The organism is Burkholderia sp. BCC1993, assembly GCF_905339865.1.
Classification (GTDB): Bacteria; Pseudomonadota; Gammaproteobacteria; order Burkholderiales; family Burkholderiaceae; genus Burkholderia.
The window spans coordinates 83,575-99,782 of sequence record NZ_CAJPGZ010000006.1 but is presented as its reverse complement, the minus strand read 5'-3'; the positions used below and the strand labels follow the sequence as shown (position 1 = coordinate 99,782).

The window sequence follows — 16,208 nt, the reverse complement described above, 5'->3', positions numbered from 1 at the left end:
GCCGGTCGCGGCCGGTCTCGCGTTGAGGGTATCTTCGGCGCTCGGCCGGGCGTCGCGCCAATGGTCTTTTTTGATCCGGTTATCATGAAATCCGATCACCGTTCTCTGCCGTCCTCCCACCATGGAACTCAAGCAATTGCGCGCCTTCGTCACGCTCGCGGAAGAACTGCATTTCGGGCGCGCCGCGCAGCGCCTGTTCATCGTGCAGTCCGCGCTGAGCATGCAGATCAAGGCGCTCGAGGAGGATCTGGGCGCACGCCTGTTCGAGCGCGACCGTCACAAGGTCGAGCTCAGCGATACGGGGCGCGTGTTCCTGCCCGAAGCGCGGGCGACGCTGCAGCAGGCCGCGCGCGCGGAGCAGATGGCGCGGCTGTCGAGCCGCGGCGAGATCGGCACGCTGCGCATCGCGTTCGTGTCGTCGGTGCTGCCGGCTCTGCTGCCGGCCGTGCTGCGCACGATGCGCGAGCGCTATCCGCTGATCACGCTCGAACTGAAGGATTTGCCGACGCCCGACCAGATCGCCGCGCTGCGCGACCGGCGCATCGATTTCGGGATGATCCGGCTGCCGGCCGCGTATGCGGGCATCGACACGCGCGTGGTGCTCGAGGAAGGCTTCGTGGTCGCGCTGCCGCTCGACCATCCGCTCGCCGCGCACGACACGATTTCACCGGCCGCGTTGCGCGGCCAGCCCGCGTTCGTGCTCGCGCGCCGCTACGCGCCCGGCTTTCACGACGACATGCTGCTCGCGCTGAGCCGCGCGGGCACGACGCTCGAGATCGCGCAGGAGTTCGGGGAATTCACGACGATGCTCGCGCTCGTCGCGGCCGGCATGGGGATCGGGCTGATCCCGGCGGAAGCCGCGAGCGCGCTGCCGCCGAACGTGCTCGCGCGGCCGCTCGACCTGGCCGGCCACCGGACCGGCATCGGCCTCGCGTGGACCGACCTCGACAGCCCGCTGAAGCGCGCGTTCGTCGACGCGCTCGAGCAGGTGACGGCGAACGCCGCGCAATGAAAAAGCCCGGCCGGGAAAAAACCGGGCCGGGCTCGTTCGCCACGCAGGCCGCCGTGCGGCGGCCGCGCGACGTGCGGGATTACTTCGCGTTCGCGAATGCGACTGCCGTATCCAGCATGCGGTTCGAGAAACCCCACTCGTTGTCGTACCAGCTCGACACCTTGACGAGGCGGCCCGACACCTTGGTCAGCGTTGCGTCGAACGTCGACGAAGCCGGGTTGTGGTTGAAGTCGATCGACACCAGCGGTGCGTCGTTGTAGCCGAGGATGCCCTTCAGCGCGCCTTCCGATGCTTCCTTCATGATCGCGTTGACTTCCTCGACCGTCGTGTCGCGCTTCGCGATGAACGACAGGTCGACGATCGACACGTTGATCGTCGGGACGCGGATCGCGTAGCCGTCGAGCTTGCCGTTCAGTTCCGGCAGCACGAGGCCGACGGCCGACGCAGCGCCCGTCTTGGTCGGGATCTGGCTGTGGGTGGCCGAACGCGCGCGGCGCAGGTCTTCGTGGTAGACGTCCGTCAGCACCTGGTCGTTCGTGTACGCGTGGATCGTCGTCATCAGGCCGGTTTCGAGGCCGATCTGGTCGTTCAGCGGCTTGACGAGCGGCGCGAGGCAGTTCGTCGTGCACGATGCGTTCGAGATGACGGTGTGCTCGGCCTTCAGCACGTCGTGGTTCACGCCGTAGACGATCGTCGCGTCGACGTCCTTGCCGCCCGGCGCCGAGATGATCACCTTCTTCGCGCCGCCCTTCAGGTGCGCGCTCGCCTTTTCCTTCGTCGTGAAGAAGCCCGTGCATTCCATCACGACGTCGACGCCCAGCTCGCCCCACGGCAGTTCTGCCGGGTTGCGGTTCGCCAGCACGCGGATCTTGTCGCCGTTCACGACGAGGTAGTCGCCGTCGACCGACACTTCGCCCGGGAACTTGCCGTGCGCGGTGTCGTACTGGGTCAGGTGCGCGTTGGTCTTCGCATCGCCCAGGTCGTTGATCGCGACGATCTCGATATCGTGCTTCTTGCCGTTTTCATAGAACGCGCGCAGCGTGTTGCGGCCGATACGGCCGTAGCCGTTGATTGCGACGCGAATCGTCATGGTCTATCTCCTGATGGCTGAAAAAAAATTGTTTCGTGCAGCTTCACGGTGCGACGCGCGCGAGGGGTAGCGCGCGTCGCGTATGTTTTTAGGCCAACACGGCCTTGGCAGTCTCGACGACGTGCTCGACGGTGAAGCCGAAGTACTTGAACAGCACGCCGGCCGGCGCCGATTCGCCGAACGTGTCGATCCCGACGACGCCGCCTTCGAGGCCGACGTACTTGTGCCAGAACGCGGTCACGCCCGCTTCGATCGCGACGCGGCGCACGCCGTGCGGCAGCACGCGTTCGCGGTATTCGGCGTCCTGGCGGTCGAACACGTTGGTCGACGGCATCGACACGACGCGGGCCGCGATGCCCTGCTGCGCGAGCGGCTCGACGGCCTTCATCGCGAGTTCGACTTCCGAGCCCGTCGCGATCAGGATGATCTTGCGCGCGACGATCTCTTCGTCCCAGTCCTTCAGCACGTAGCCGCCCTTCTCGATGTTGGCGATCTGCGCGTCGGTACGCGGGTTGAACGCGAGGTTCTGGCGGCTGAAGATCAGGCTCGACGGACGGTCGGCGGCAACCGCGTGGGTCCACGCGACGGCCGTCTCGACCGTGTCGGCCGGACGCCAGACGTCGTGGTTCGGGATCAGGCGCAGGCTCGACACGTGCTCGATCGACTGGTGCGTCGGGCCGTCTTCGCCGAGGCCGATCGAGTCGTGCGTGAACACGAAGATCGACGGGAGCTTCATCAGCGACGCGACGCGCAGCGCGTTGCGGCTGTAGTCGGAGAACGTCAGGAACGTCCCGCCGAACGGCTTGTGGCCGCCGTGCAGCGCGAGGCCGTTGATCGCGGCGCTCATGCCGAATTCGCGCACGCCGTAGTTGATGTGGTTGCCGAGCAGCACGCCCGCGCCTTCCGGATTCGCGCGGACCGCCTTCGATGCCTTCCAGTTGGTCAGGTTCGAGCCGGTCAGGTCGGCGGAGCCGCCGAGCAGCTCCGGCAGTGCGGCGGCGAGCCCTTCGATCGCCTGCTGCGACGCCTTGCGGGTCGCGACCGTCTCGCCGCGCTCGTTCGCACCGGCGATGATCGCCGCAGCCTTCTCGGCCCAGTCGGCCGGCAGCTTGTTGGCCATCCGGCGCTCGAATTCGGCGGCTTCTGCCGGGAACTTCGCGCGATAGGCGGCGAACGTCGCGTCCCATTCGGTTTCAGCGCGCTTGCCGGCTTCCTTCGCGTCCCATGCCGCATAGACTTCCTGCGGAATCACGAACGGCTCCCACTTCCAGCCGAGCGCTTCGCGCGTCTTCGCGATTTCTTCCGCGCCGAGCGCCGCGCCGTGCACGTCGTGGCCGCCCGCCTTGGTCGCCGCGCCCTTGCCGATCACCGTCTTGCAGCAGATCAGCGTCGGCTTGTCCGACAGCTTCGCCTTCGCGATCGCCGCGTCGACCGCATCGACGTCGTGGCCGTTCACGTTCGGGATCACGTTCCAGCCGTACGCTTCGAAGCGCTTCGGCGTGTCGTCGTGGAACCAGTTCACGACGTCGCCGTCGATCGAGATGCCGTTGTCGTCGTACAGCGCGATCAGCTTGTTCAGCTTCAGCGTGCCCGCGAGCGAGCAGGCTTCGTGCGAGATGCCTTCCATCAGGCAGCCGTCGCCGAGGAACACGTACGTGTGGTGATCGACGATCTTCGCGCCGTCACGGTTGAACTCGTCGGCCATCAGCGCTTCGCCGAGCGCCATGCCGACCGCGTTCGCGAGGCCCTGGCCGAGCGGGCCGGTGGTCGTCTCGACGCCCGGCGTGATGCCGTATTCCGGGTGGCCCGGCGTCTTCGAGTGCAGCTGGCGGAAGTTCTTCAGCTCTTCCATCGGCAGGTCGTAGCCGGTCAGGTGCAGCAGCGAGTACAGCAGCATCGAGCCATGGCCGTTCGACAGCACGAAGCGGTCGCGGTCTGCCCAGTGCGGGTTCGTCGGGTTGTGCTTCAGGTGGCGCGACCAGAGCGCGACGCCGATTTCGGCCATGCCCATCGGCATGCCGGGGTGGCCGGAGTTCGCTTGCTGGACGGCGTCCATCGCGAGCGCACGGATCGCATTGGCCATCAGGGTGGTGGAGGCGGGAGACGAAGTCGTCATGTCGAGTCCGGAGAACGAGTCGAGGAAACGGGGGCACGGCGGCATCCGGAAGCTCGAGCGTCAATCGTTCCCGGCGCGCGGTGCGGCGCCTGACGGACGCGAAGCGGACGGAGCCTACGGACGGGGCTGCAAAGCTCGTCATTTTAACAGATGGGCTGACATTTCCCTTGTCCGCGCGTAGTGTTCCGGCACGGTTTTCCGCCAAACCGCCAGCCTCCTATAATTCAGACGTCGGAACTGCCTGCCCGAGCGGCCCGCCCGTGAACACGACCCTTCTCTTCCATCCCACGCCCGACGCCGCGTACGGCTTCCCGAACGCACGCCGGCTCGCGCACGTCGCGTCGCCGCACCAGCACATCGAGGTCTGGGAAACCCCGCAGCTCGGCCGCCTGTTCACGCTGGACGGCCGGCCGATGACGTCGGTCGGCGACGAATACGTGTACCACGAGTGCATGACGCACCCGGCCGCGCTCGCGCATCCGTGCCCGAGGAAGGCGCTCGTGCTCGGCGGGGGCGACGGCGGCGCCGCGCGCCAGCTGCTCAAGCACGCGTGCATCGAGCGGATCGTCGTCGCGGAGCTCGACGACGAGGTGGTCGGCATGGCGCGCCGCTATCTCGACGACGTGCACCAGGGCGCGCTCGACGACCCACGCGTCGCGATCGTGATCGGCGACGCCGCGCATTTCGTCGCGTCGACCGTCGAGCATTTCGATCTCGTCGTGTTCGACCTCACGCCGCCCGACTCGCCGGCGGCCGGCCTCTATACGCGCGAGTTCTACGCGCGGCTCAAGCGGATCCTCACGCCGTGCGGCGCGATCTCGATGCATCTCGGCTCGCCGGTGTTCCACACGGCGCGCATCGCCGCGCTGCTCGACGACCTGCGCGCGAGCTTCGCGGTCGTCGATCCGCTGTCCGCGCACGTACCGCTGTACGGATCCCAGTGGCTGATGGCGATCGCGAGCGACACGCTCGATGCGGCCGCGCTGTTCGCGCACGACATCGACGAACGGCTCGCCGCACGCCGCGTGCAGGGCTTGCGCTACTACGACGCGCGACTCCATGCGGCCCTCTTTGCCCTGCCGCGCGCGCTGCGCGATACACTGGGCGTTCGCCGCTGAGCTTCCGGGCGGACGTATCGCTTCGCGGGTGGGCCGCGCTTTCTCCCGCGCTCGACCCGCCACGCGCGGGCCCGGCGCGATCCAGGCGGCCCGCCTGCGTATCCTCTGCACAGCGCGGGACCGCACCGGGCACCCGCGCGCCAATATCCGTTGGACTGCAAAGCACGGGACCGGAGTCACCGCTCAAGCGCCAACCCCGTTCGACAGGAGATTTCATGACCGATCCACGTCCGGCCAACGTGCCTTGGTTGACGCCTTACCTGGCCGTGCGCAATGCGCACGCGACCATCGAGTTCTTCCAGGCCGCATTCGGCTTCGAGTTGCGCGACGTCCTCGACGAGGACGGCGCGATCATGCACGTCGAGATGACCTACCGCGGGCAGCTGATCGTGATGTTCGCGCCCGAAGGCGCATTCGGCTCGATCGCGCTCACGCCGAAGAGTGCGCACGCAACCGCCCCGCAGTCTTTCTATCTGTATGTCGACGACGTCGACGCAACCTGGCAGCGCGCGCTCGACGCGGGCGCGAAATCGCTGACCTCGCCGCAAGATCAGTTCTGGGGCGACCGCTTCGCCCAGATCGAGGATCTCGACGGCTACCGCTGGGCGCTCGCGCACCGCCTGACTGCATGAACGGAGCCGCGATACGCATGAGTGAAGCCACCACCACCGCGGCCGTGCCGCGTTTCTTCGTCGAAGCGGCGCTGCGCGCCGATGCGACGCTCGCGTTGCCGGCCGACGTCGCGCGGCACGCGCAAGTGCTGCGGCTGCAGCCCGGCGACGCGCTCGCGCTGTTCGACGGCAGCGGCGGCCAGTACCGCGCGCAGCTCGTCGAGATCGACAAGCGCGGCGCGCTCGCGCAGATCGAAGCGTTCGATCCGGCCGAGGCCGAGCCGCCCTATCGCGTGACGCTGGCGCAAGGCATCGCCGGCGGCGACAAGATGGACTGGCTGATCGAGAAGGCCGTCGAGCTCGGCGTCGCGGCGGTCGTGCCACTGTCGACCGCGCGCGGCGTCGTGAAACTGTCCGGCGAGCGCGCGGACAAGCGCGTCGCGCACTGGCGCGGCGTCGTGCGCGCGTCGTGCGAGCAATGCGGGCGCAACCGCGTGCCCGACATCGCGCCGGTACGCGGCTTCGGCGCCTGGCTCGATACGCTGCCGGCCGCGCCGACCGACGGCGAGCTGCGGCTGCTGCTGTCGCCGCGCGCGAGCATCCCGTTTTCGTCGCTGCCCGACGCGCCGCCCGCGGCGGCCGTCACGCTGCTGATCGGGCCCGAAGGCGGGCTGTCGCCGGACGAGGAACACACAGCCCGCGCACACGGGTTCACCGCGTTATCGCTCGGCCCGCGCGTGCTGCGCACCGAGACGGCCGGCGCGGCCGTGCTGGCGGCGCTGGCCGCGCGCTGGGGCGGGTGGTGATGCGCTGAGCGTGCCGAGCCGGGCGACTGCCGGTGCGCGACGTCACACGCGGGCCCGGATCACCGCACGACGACGGCCCTCTCTCGAAGGTTTTTTTGGTGACCCGGCGCGGCGGTTGCCGCCGTCGGGCCGATCGAGATTGCCCCGAAAACGGCGCCAGATGAAAGGCCAATGTCAGCAGGCGATACCACGGGCCGGCCGGCCTGCGCCGCGCAAACGCAAAAAAGCCCGCGCGAGGCGGGCTTTTCGCCAAACCGGCCGCGGCCGGCGGATGCGCGCTTTACGCGAACGAATAGAACACGCGGAATGCGACCTTGCGCTCGGCCCAGAACTCGGCGGCTTCGCGGAACACGTCGAGCAGCGTCTCGCGCCCTTCCTTGTCGAATTTCTGCGCGATCGGCAGCCCTTCGAGAACGATCACGAAACCGGGCTGCGCGCCGGCCTTCGCGACGAGGTCGGTCAGGCAGTCGTACAGCGCGTCGTAGTTCTTGCCGAAATGCTTCGGAAACAGGAACGACGTCGCGATCGTCTCCATCACTTCCTGCTTCGACTGCGCGGCACCGCAATACGCGTACAGGAAATGCTGGCCGAGCCGGCCGGCTTCGTCGGCGAGATCCTGCACGCGGAACGCGCGGATCGACTGCACGAGATTGGGTCGCACGGTCGTGAAAAGGCTCATAGGCTCCTCGTTCGATGAAAGCCCGGGCTCGGCTTCCTGTTGCCCCGCCGCGCCGCCAGCCTGTGCCGCCGCGTGAAGTTGGATCACGCGCTGAAACAGGTTGCCGTCGCCGGCCGCGAACAGTTCCGCCGCCGCCGTATCGTGCGCGTAGATGGAGTCGCTCATGCCGTTCATCCCGAAGTCATTCAACAATACGTTTAAAACTGTTGTAGTGGTCGTCCGTGTAATAACAGTTGTCGATCCGGCGCAATGGCCCGCCACAGACGATCCGGCGCGCGCCGCGATTGCGCGCGCGCGGCGTCGGCACCGTGTACTCGTGGTAGTAGCCGCGCTTCGCCTTCGGCAGGATCCGCTCGCGGTTGCCGAAGACGACGCCGTCCTTCTCGTACGGATAGGGGCCACCGGCGCCGATCAGGCCAAGCGTGGTCACGGCCTCGCGCGGCAGACGGGCGGTCGGGATCGTATCGACCCCGCCGACGGCCAGGTCGGCCGAAACGGCCTGCCGTGCGTAAGCGGCGGAAACCAGACTGCCCGTCGGTGTACCGACGATACCCATCGCGAACATCGCGAAGACGGACGCGAGCGCGCCGTTGCGGAGCCACTTGCGTGCCATGAACCAGGGTTCCCGCTGTTAAATCAAGTAGTTGACGACCAACCAAAGGCGTTAGCGTAGCGCTATTGTCCGCGCGAATCAATGTTCGTTTGGGAACCGAAAGGCTGGCGTCGCCCGGAATCGCGCATTTTTTACCGAAATAAGACTACATTTATCTTACATGAGATAAAATATCCGCGGCATCTCTCGAATGGCAAGACCTGCCTCCTTGCCACGCCCGCTAGTCCAGGGGGAGAGATGCCGCTGTTGCTTATGGGAAGCGCGTTTGCGCCCTGCCCGCGGCGTGCCCATTGCGGGCACGCCTCTTTTTGCTTTTGTTTACAATTTCGCCCGCCGCGCGGCAGCGGTTCGACCGGCGCCGCGCGTTCATTCCGCTCAGCGTGCGGCGTTCACGTCGGCGACCAGCAGCGCCGCCATGTTGACGATGCGGCGAACGGTCGCCGATTCGGTCAGCACGTGCACCGGCTGGGCCGCGCCCAGCAGGATCGGCCCGATCGCGATGTTGTTGCCGGCCGCCGTCTTCAGCAGGTTGTACGCGATGTTCGCGGCATCGATGTTCGGCAGGATCAGCAGGTTCGCGTCGCCTTCCAGCGTCGATTCCGGCAGGATTTCCTTGCGCAGCGCCGCATCGAGCGCGACATCGCCGTGCATTTCGCCGTCGACCTTCAATTCCGGCGCACGTTCCTGCAGGATCGCGAGCGTATCGCGCATCTTCTGCGCCGAAGGCGCGTTGCTCGTGCCGAAGTTCGAGTGCGACAGCAGCGCGACCTTCGGTTCGATGCCGAAGCGGCGCACTTCCTCGGCAGCCATGATCGTGATCTCGGCGAGTTGCTCCGGGGTCGGATCGACGTTCACGTGCGTGTCGACCAGGAAGATCTGGCGGCCCGGCAGCACGAGGCCGTTCATCGCCGCGTACACGCTGCAGCCCGGGCGCTTGCCGATCACCTGGTCGATGAAGTGCAGGTGGCGGTGCGTGGTGCTGATCGTGCCGCAGATCATCCCGTCCGCTTCGCCCTTCTTCACCAGCATCGAGCCGATCAGCGTCGTGCGGCGGCGCATCTCGACACGGGCCAGCTGCTCGCTGATGCCCTTGCGCGCCATCATCTTGTGGTACGTCTGCCAGAAATCGCGGTAGCGCTCGTCGTGCTCGGTGTTGACGACCGTGAAGTCGGTGCCCGGCGTGAGGCGCAGGCCGTAGCGCTGGATACGGTGCTCGATCACCGACGGACGGCCGATCAGGATCGGCTTCGCGAGTTTCTCGTCGACGATGATCTGGACGGCGCGCAGCACGCGCTCTTCCTCGCCTTCCGCGAACACGACGCGCTTCTTCTCCGCCGGCGCGCTGCGCGCGAGCTGGAAAATCGGCTTCATCGTCGTGCCGCTGTGATACACGAATTGCTGCAGGTGCTGCTTGTAGGCTTCCATGTCCTCGATCGGGCGCGTCGCGACGCCGCCGTCCATCGCGGCCTGCGCGACGGCCGGCGCGATCTTGACGATCAGGCGCGGATCGAACGGCTTCGGAATCAGGTATTCGGGCCCGAACGACAGGTCCTGAATCCCGTAGGCAGTCGCGACGATGTCGCTCTGCTCGTGCTGCGCGAGTTCGGCGATCGCGTTGACGACCGCGATTTCCATTTCACGCGTGATCGTCGTCGCGCCGACGTCGAGCGCGCCGCGGAAGATGAACGGGAAGCACAGGACGTTGTTGACCTGGTTCGGGTAGTCGGTGCGGCCGGTCGCGAGAATCGCGTCGGGGCGCACTTCGAGCGCCAGTTCCGGCAGGATTTCCGGCGTCGGGTTCGCGAGCGCGAGGATCAGCGGGCGCTCGGCCATGCCCTTCACCATCTCCTGCTTCAGCACGCCGGCGGCCGACAGGCCGAGGAAGATGTCCGCGCCGTCGATCACCTCGGCCAGCGTGCGGGCTTCGGTTTCGCGGGCGAAACGCTCCTTGTCCGGATCCATCAGCTCGGTGCGGCCCTTGTAGACCACGCCGGCCAGGTCGGTCACCGTGATGTTCTCGAGCGGCAGGCCGATGTCGACCAGCAGGTCCAGGCACGCCAGCGCAGCCGCGCCCGCGCCCGACGCGACGAGCTTCACCTTCTTGATGTCCTTGCCGACGACCTTCAGGCCGTTCGTGACGGCTGCGGCCACGACGATCGCGGTGCCGTGCTGGTCGTCGTGGAACACCGGGATCTTCATCCGCTTGCGCGCTTCGCGCTCGACGATGAAGCAGTCCGGCGCCTTGATGTCTTCCAGGTTGATCCCGCCGAAGGTCGGCTCCAGCGCGGCGATCACGTCGACCAGCTTGTGCGGGTCCGACTCGTTCAGCTCGATGTCGAACACGTCGATGCCGGCGAACTTCTTGAACAGGACCGCCTTGCCTTCCATCACCGGCTTCGACGCGAGCGGGCCGATGTTGCCGAGCCCCAGCACCGCCGTGCCGTTCGTGACGACGCCGACCAGGTTGCTGCGCGCGGTGAAGCGCGCGGCGTTCAGCGGGTTCTCGACGATCTCCTCGCACGCATACGCGACACCCGGCGAATACGCGAGCGCGAGGTCGCGCTGGTTGATCATCTGCTTGGTCGGTGCGATCGCGATCTTCCCGGGAGTCGGGAATTCGTGATAGTCGAGAGCGGCTTCGCGGAGCTTGGCTTTGGAGGAGGCTTGGGTCGACATGTGTCTCGTGGCGGGCGGATTAGAATAACTGTTCGACGGCATTGTAGCGCCAATCGAAGGCCGTCAGACCGGCGATTCGGGTGCGACAGCCGCGACATAAATGTACTGAACGGTGCAGGAACGGCACCGCTCGCTGCGTACAATGCCATTCCTTTCACCGCTTCCGGGTTCCTCCGCCGTGCCAGCCGCCCTGTCCGAGTTTTCGCTGATCGATCGCTTCTTCGCGCGCCGCGCGGCCCGGGGGGCGCGTGCGTCGACGCTCGGCATCGGTGACGATTGCGCGCTGATCGCGCCGCGATCCGGAAAATTGCTGGCCATTTCGACGGACATGCTGGTCGAGGGCCGCCATTTCTTTCCCGATGTCGCGCCCGACGCGCTCGGCCACAAGACGCTCGCGGTCAACCTGTCGGATCTCGCGGCGATGGGCGCCGAGCCGCGCGCGTTCACGCTCGCGTGCGCGCTGCCGCGCGCCGACGCAGCGTGGCTCGAGGCGTTCAGCAACGGCCTGTTCGCGCTCGCCGAGCGGTTCGGCTGCGAGCTGATCGGCGGCGACACGACGAGCGGGCCGCTGAACCTGTGCGTGACCGTGTTCGGCGAAGTCGCGCCGGATGCGGCGCTGCGGCGCGACGCCGCGCGCGACGGCGACGACGTCTGGGTGTCCGGCACGCTCGGTGACGCGCGCGCGGGGCTCGGGCTCGCGCGCGGCGAATGGACCGCCGGCGCGGACGAAGCCGCCGCGTTCCGGCAGGCACTCGAGCGCCCGGAACCGCGTATTGCGCTCGGGCTCGCGCTCGCGGGCGTCGCGCATGCGGCGCTCGACATCTCGGACGGCCTCGCCGGCGACCTGCGGCACATCCTGACCTGCTCGAACGTGCGCGCCGAGATCGACGCCGACGCGGTGCCGCGCTCGGCCGCGCTCGCGACGCTGCCGCCCGACGTGCAGCGACGCTGCACGCTCGCCGGCGGCGACGACTACGAACTGTGCTTCACCGCACCGGCCGCGGCCCGCGCGGCGGTCGAGGCAGCGGGCGCGAGCGCCGGGGTTCCGGTCACGCGAGTCGGTACAATACACGCGTTGTCCTCGCCGTCGGAGCAGCCCGCGATCGCGTGGCGCGACGCCGCCGGCGCGCCCCTGACTTTCACGTTGCACGGTTTCGACCACTTTCATGCAGACTGACCCGACGACCGCGCAATCCGCGGCCGCGCCCGGCGCCGCCCGGAGCGCGCCGCGGCGCGCCACCGCGCGCTTCATGCTGTCGCACCCGGCGCACATCGTGTCGCTCGGCTTCGGCAGCGGGCTCGCGCCGTTCATGCCCGGCACGTTCGGCACGCTGTTCGGCTGGCTCGCGTTCGTCGTGCTCAACCGCTACCTGACGGTGCCCGAATGGTGGGCGCTGATCGCGATCGGTTTCGCGGCGGGCACGTGGATCACCGGTTTCACCGCGACGAAGATGGGTACGTCCGATCCGGGCGCCGTCGTCTGGGACGAGATCGTCGCGATCTGGCTCGTGATGCTGTTCGTCACGCCCGCGACCTTCATCGGCCAGTTGTGGGCGTTCGTCGTGTTCCGCTTCTTCGACATGCTCAAGCCGCCGCCGATCCGCTATTTCGACCGTCGCGTGAAAGGCGGGCTCGGCATCATGGTCGACGACCTGATCGCCGCGTTCATGACGCTGCTCGTGATCGCCTTCTGGCGCTCCGTCGTCGGCTGACCGATTTCCCGACTCCCGCTTCCCGACGCGCATGCCAACCGATTCCGTCGTCCATCAGCTTGCGATCCGCGCAGGCAACAAGCTGCGTGACGAGCACCTGTCGCTCGCCACCGCCGAATCCTGCACGGGCGGCATGATCGCCGCCGCGATCACCGACATCTCCGGCAGCAGCCAGTGGTTCGAGCGCGGCTTCGTCACCTACTCGAACCAGGCCAAGATCGACATGATCGGCGTGCCGCCCGACCTGATCGAGAAACACGGCGCCGTCAGCGAGCCGGTCGCGCGCGCGATGGCCGAAGGCGCGCTGCGCAACAGCCGCGCGCAGGTCGCGCTGTCGGTCACCGGCATCGCCGGGCCGGCGGGCGGCAGCGAGAAGAAGCCGGTCGGCACCGTGTCGTTCGCGTGGAGCAACCGGCTGCATACCGACGTCGAAACGCTCGTGTTCAAGGGCGATCGCGAGCAGATCCGTACGCAGGCGGCCGCGCATGCGCTGCGCGGGCTGCTCAAGCTGCTCGACGAACGCGAAGGCTGATTCCCCCGCGCAACGGCAGGGGCGGCCGGCGCCCCTGCCCGCTTACTGAATCGCGTCGGGCTTCACGACGATCCAGTTCTTGTCCGCCGTGACCGGCAGGCCGAGCGCCTTCTGCTGCGCGGCCGATTCGTCCGACCACGCGCGGATCTGCGCCATCTGCTTGTCCTTCTTGTTCACCCACACGCGCACGCCGCCGCGCGCGACGTCGGTCGCGTTCAGCAGCATGTAGCCGTCGGATTTCGGCGTGTCGCCCGCGACCAGCACCGGCTTCTTCCACTGGTCGATCCAGCCGGCGATCGAGCCGAGCTTGCCTTCGTACCACGTCATCGGATTCATCAGGAACGGCGTGATCACGAGGTTGCGGTTCGCGGCCTCGTCGTACTTGCCGGCCTTGATCTGCAGTCGCGACGTGGTCAGCGCGCCCGTCGCCGGGTCGCGCAGCAGCGTCGTCACGCCGATCACGTTCTGCGGCTTCACGTTGTAGCCGTATTTCGGATCGGACAGCACGAGCCGCGCGAGCTCCTCGTGCGCGGCGGTCATCACGTACACCTCGATCCCGTTCTCGCGCAGCGCGTTGTACAGCTCCTGCATGCCGTGGAAGAAGCGCGGCGGGTTCGCGGTGCCGTCGACGACCTTGTCGCCCTGCCAGTAGCGGATCGGCACCGGCTTGCCGTCGGCGAGCATCGCGTCGACGTGGCGCTTCAGGTCGGCCAGCGACAGCCCCGCGAACGCCTGTGCGATCCACGGGTAGCAAACCAGGTCGTCGATCTCGCAGAGCCGGTAGTAGTAGCTCGTCAGCGATTCCTTGTAGTCGGCGGAATCCTTGAACGGGATCAGCTTCAGCGACGGATCGAGCGAGTCGCGCGTCAGCACGCCGCGGTTCTCGAGATATGGCAGCAGCGACTCCTCAAGATCGTAGCGATAGGTCGTGTTGTCGGCGTCGAACACCGCGTAGTCGCCGCGATGCGCGTGCGCGGCGATCATCGCGTTCAGCGCCTTCGCGCTGTCCGCCGGCCAGTGCGACAGGTCCGCCGCGTGGGCGAACGACATGCACAACGACGCGGCAAGCGCGCTCAGAAAACGTCGGGACAGCTTGGGCATGGCGCCGCTCCTTTTGTGACATTCTGATGACGAATCGATGACAAGCGGCAGCATCGCGCGATTGTGGCGCGAGCATGCGGTGCGCAAGCGACGGGAAGTTGTTCGCGTGCGCCAGGACGGCGAACACGCGAGGCAGGCGCGCGGCCCGCGGATGCGGGCTCGGCGTTGCAAGGCCGCCCGGGCGGGCGGCCTGTGACTCAGCGATATTTCAGCGATGCGCGTTGATCGTATCGCGCGTCTTCTGCGCGGCGAGCGCGGCGGCTTCGGCGAAATCCTCGCCCTTGCTCGCGTACAGGATCGCGCGCGACGAGTTGATCATCATCCCGGTGCCGTCGGCAGTGCGGCCCGCGTTGACGGTCGCCTGCACGTCGCCGCCCTGCGCGCCGATGCCGGGGATCAGGAGCGGCATGTCGCCGACGATCCCGCGCACGATCTCGATCTCCTTCGGGAAGGTCGCGCCGACCACGAGGCCGAGCTGGCCGTTCTTCGCATTCCACTTGTTCGCCGCGAGATCGGCCACGACCTGGTACAGCGGCCGGCCACCCGTTTCGAGGAACTGCAGGTCCGACCCGCCCGGGTTCGACGTGCGGCACAGCACGATCACGCCCTTGCCTTCATGCTCGAAGTACGGTTCCACCGAGTCGTAGCCCATGTACGGGTTCACGGTGACCGCGTCCGCGCGATAGCGCTCGAACGCTTCGCGCGCGTACTGCTCGGCGGTGCTGCCGATGTCGCCGCGCTTCGCGTCGAGAATCACGGGCAGGCCCGGATGCTGGAGGTGGATGTGTGCGATCAGCCGCTCGAGCTGATCTTCCGCGCGATGCGCGGCGAAGTACGCGATCTGCGGCTTGAACGCGCTCGCATACTGCGCGGTCGCGTCGACGATCTGCCGGCAGAACTCGAAGATCGCGTCGGGCTGGCCGTCGAACTGCACGGGAAAGCGCGACGGCTCGGGATCGAGGCCGACGCAGAGCAGCGAATTCGTGCGCTGCCACGCGGCGCGCAGCGATTCGATGAAAGTAAGCGGGGAAGACATGGCGGATACTCGCGGCAAACCGTTGGTAGACCGCGTATTTTACCCGCGTCGCCGGCGTCCTTCGCGCACGGCGGCGTCGACCCGTGCATCGGCCCGCTCGACGGTGAACGCGAAACGCCGCGTGAGCCGCTCGCCCGGCGCGAGCAGCGTCATCCCGTGCGCGGCCGCGCCGCCCGGCAGGTTCACCGCATTGATCGGATGATCGACCGGCTCGAAGCAGAAGAACGGCTCGCCGGGCGGCGTATAGAGCACGTACGCATCGGTGTCGGCCGCGATCGTCAGCAACAGCCCGCGGCGCGGCCAGCTCACCGTCGCGTGGCCGCCCCAGCCGGTGAACGCATGATTGACGAGCGTCGCCGGCAACGGATACGCGACGCCGAACTGCCAGGCCGGCGGCACGCACACGTGCCGCACCGGCAGGAAATCCGCGCCCGACAGCCACAGGCCGCCCGCAGCCGCGGCCAGCTCGGTCGCGTCGTCGCGCACCAGGAACGGGTGCACGCCGAGCCCGAACGGCAGCCGTGCGCGTCCCGCGTTTTCGATCGTCAGCGCGATCGACAGCGTCGTGTCGTCGAGCGCGAACGACTGGATCGCACGAAACGCGTACGGCGCGCCGCTCGCGCGATCGAGCGACAGCTGCAGCGTGGTATCGGTCGCGTCGTCCACCTGCCACGGCGCGAGCCAGCCGTCGCCGTGGATCGGCAGCGGCTCGTCGCGGCGGTTGCGCGGCACCGCGACGCTGCGCCCGTCGCATTCGAAGCGGCCGTTGCCGATCCGGTTCGAATACGGCAGCAGCGGATAGCACGCGAGTGCGTTCGGGTCCGTCGCCGTCTCCGGGTGTTCGCAACGTCGGAACACCGGCACCAGTGCGCCGTGGTCGCCGCGCCAGTCGAAGCGCGCGATGCCGCCGCCGAGGTGGGGCAGCACGTCGAGCCGCAGCGCCGCGTTCGACAGCGTGACGGCCGCCGCATGCGCGGCGCCGACGCCCTGCGCGAACGTGGCGGTCTGCGGGCCGGCGCTGACCGGCTGCGCGGCGGCGGCCAGGCGCGCACGGCGCGACTGGCTCGTGGACGACGACGCTGCGTGCGAGGACGTGGCGGTCATGG

General features: G+C 67.9%; 15 protein-coding genes. 7 read left to right on the top strand and 8 right to left on the bottom strand.

The window, feature by feature from the left end:
- Positions 1-121 precede the first annotated feature (121 nt).
- Positions 122-1,012, top strand: coding sequence for a LysR family transcriptional regulator (locus U4Y91_RS11420; RefSeq protein WP_321805152.1), 891 nt, complete (start codon positions 122-124; stop codon positions 1,010-1,012).
- A gap of 79 nt (positions 1,013-1,091) precedes the next feature.
- Here the strand turns inward: U4Y91_RS11420 and gap are convergent, their stop codons facing one another.
- Positions 1,092-2,102 carry a type I glyceraldehyde-3-phosphate dehydrogenase gene (gap, locus tag U4Y91_RS11415; protein ID WP_321805151.1) on the bottom strand — a complete coding sequence of 337 codons (1,011 nt, stop codon included), beginning with the start codon at positions 2,100-2,102 and terminating at the stop codon, positions 1,092-1,094.
- Between the two features lie 88 nt (positions 2,103-2,190).
- Positions 2,191-4,263 (bottom strand): transketolase, encoded by a 2,073-nt coding sequence (gene tkt / locus U4Y91_RS11410; RefSeq protein ID WP_321805150.1) that lies wholly within the window; start codon positions 4,261-4,263, stop codon positions 2,191-2,193.
- A gap of 215 nt (positions 4,264-4,478) precedes the next feature.
- Here tkt and speE point away from each other — a divergent pair, with 215 nt between their 5' ends.
- The 3 genes from speE to U4Y91_RS11395 all read left to right on the top strand — a co-directional run bounded on the left by speE (position 4,479) and on the right by U4Y91_RS11395 (position 6,753).
- The gene (speE, locus tag U4Y91_RS11405; RefSeq protein WP_321805149.1) at positions 4,479-5,336 is read left to right on the top strand and encodes a polyamine aminopropyltransferase; all 858 of its coding nucleotides are present in this window, start codon (positions 4,479-4,481) and stop codon (positions 5,334-5,336) included.
- Positions 5,337-5,551: 215 nt separating this feature from the next.
- A complete protein-coding gene (locus U4Y91_RS11400) occupies positions 5,552-5,968 on the top strand; it encodes a VOC family protein (protein ID WP_321805148.1) in 417 nt (138 codons plus the stop codon).
- Between the two features lie 17 nt (positions 5,969-5,985).
- Positions 5,986-6,753, top strand: coding sequence for a 16S rRNA (uracil(1498)-N(3))-methyltransferase (locus U4Y91_RS11395; protein WP_321805147.1), 768 nt, complete (start codon positions 5,986-5,988; stop codon positions 6,751-6,753).
- A gap of 280 nt (positions 6,754-7,033) precedes the next feature.
- On the opposite strand, the gene U4Y91_RS11390 is transcribed toward U4Y91_RS11395, so the two are convergent.
- The 3 genes from U4Y91_RS11390 to U4Y91_RS11380 all read right to left on the bottom strand — a co-directional run bounded on the left by U4Y91_RS11390 (position 7,034) and on the right by U4Y91_RS11380 (position 10,763).
- A complete protein-coding gene (locus U4Y91_RS11390) occupies positions 7,034-7,597 on the bottom strand; it encodes a barstar family protein (RefSeq protein ID WP_321805146.1) in 564 nt (187 codons plus the stop codon).
- Positions 7,598-7,613: 16 nt separating this feature from the next.
- Entirely contained in the window at positions 7,614-8,045 is a 432-nt protein-coding gene (locus U4Y91_RS11385; RefSeq protein WP_006760307.1) for a ribonuclease, read from the bottom strand.
- Positions 8,046-8,420: 375 nt separating this feature from the next.
- A complete protein-coding gene (locus tag U4Y91_RS11380; RefSeq protein ID WP_321805145.1) occupies positions 8,421-10,763 on the bottom strand; it encodes an NADP-dependent malic enzyme in 2,343 nt (780 codons plus the stop codon).
- Positions 10,764-10,899: 136 nt separating this feature from the next.
- Here U4Y91_RS11380 and thiL point away from each other — a divergent pair, with 136 nt between their 5' ends.
- From thiL to U4Y91_RS11365, 3 genes are read left to right on the top strand one after another with little or no spacing between them, the layout of a single operon-like run.
- A complete protein-coding gene (gene thiL / locus U4Y91_RS11375; RefSeq protein WP_321805144.1) occupies positions 10,900-11,898 on the top strand; it encodes a thiamine-phosphate kinase in 999 nt (332 codons plus the stop codon).
- A complete protein-coding gene (locus U4Y91_RS11370; protein WP_321805143.1) occupies positions 11,888-12,433 on the top strand; it encodes a phosphatidylglycerophosphatase A in 546 nt (181 codons plus the stop codon). Before thiL ends, U4Y91_RS11370 begins: the two co-directional genes overlap by 11 nt.
- A gap of 31 nt (positions 12,434-12,464) precedes the next feature.
- Positions 12,465-12,965, top strand: coding sequence for a CinA family protein (locus U4Y91_RS11365; RefSeq protein ID WP_321805142.1), 501 nt, complete (start codon positions 12,465-12,467; stop codon positions 12,963-12,965).
- A gap of 42 nt (positions 12,966-13,007) precedes the next feature.
- Here U4Y91_RS11365 and U4Y91_RS11360 read toward each other — a convergent pair whose 3' ends face one another.
- From U4Y91_RS11360 to U4Y91_RS11350, 3 genes are all read right to left on the bottom strand, one after another.
- Positions 13,008-14,066, bottom strand: coding sequence for a haloacid dehalogenase-like hydrolase (locus tag U4Y91_RS11360; RefSeq protein WP_321805141.1), 1,059 nt, complete (start codon positions 14,064-14,066; stop codon positions 13,008-13,010).
- A 208-nt stretch (positions 14,067-14,274) separates the two neighbouring features.
- Entirely contained in the window at positions 14,275-15,102 is an 828-nt protein-coding gene (pyrF, locus tag U4Y91_RS11355; protein ID WP_044844182.1) for an orotidine-5'-phosphate decarboxylase, read from the bottom strand.
- A gap of 39 nt (positions 15,103-15,141) precedes the next feature.
- Positions 15,142-16,206 (bottom strand): aldose 1-epimerase, encoded by a 1,065-nt coding sequence (locus tag U4Y91_RS11350; RefSeq protein WP_321805140.1) that lies wholly within the window; start codon positions 16,204-16,206, stop codon positions 15,142-15,144.
- Between the last annotated feature and the right edge of the window lie 2 nt (positions 16,207-16,208).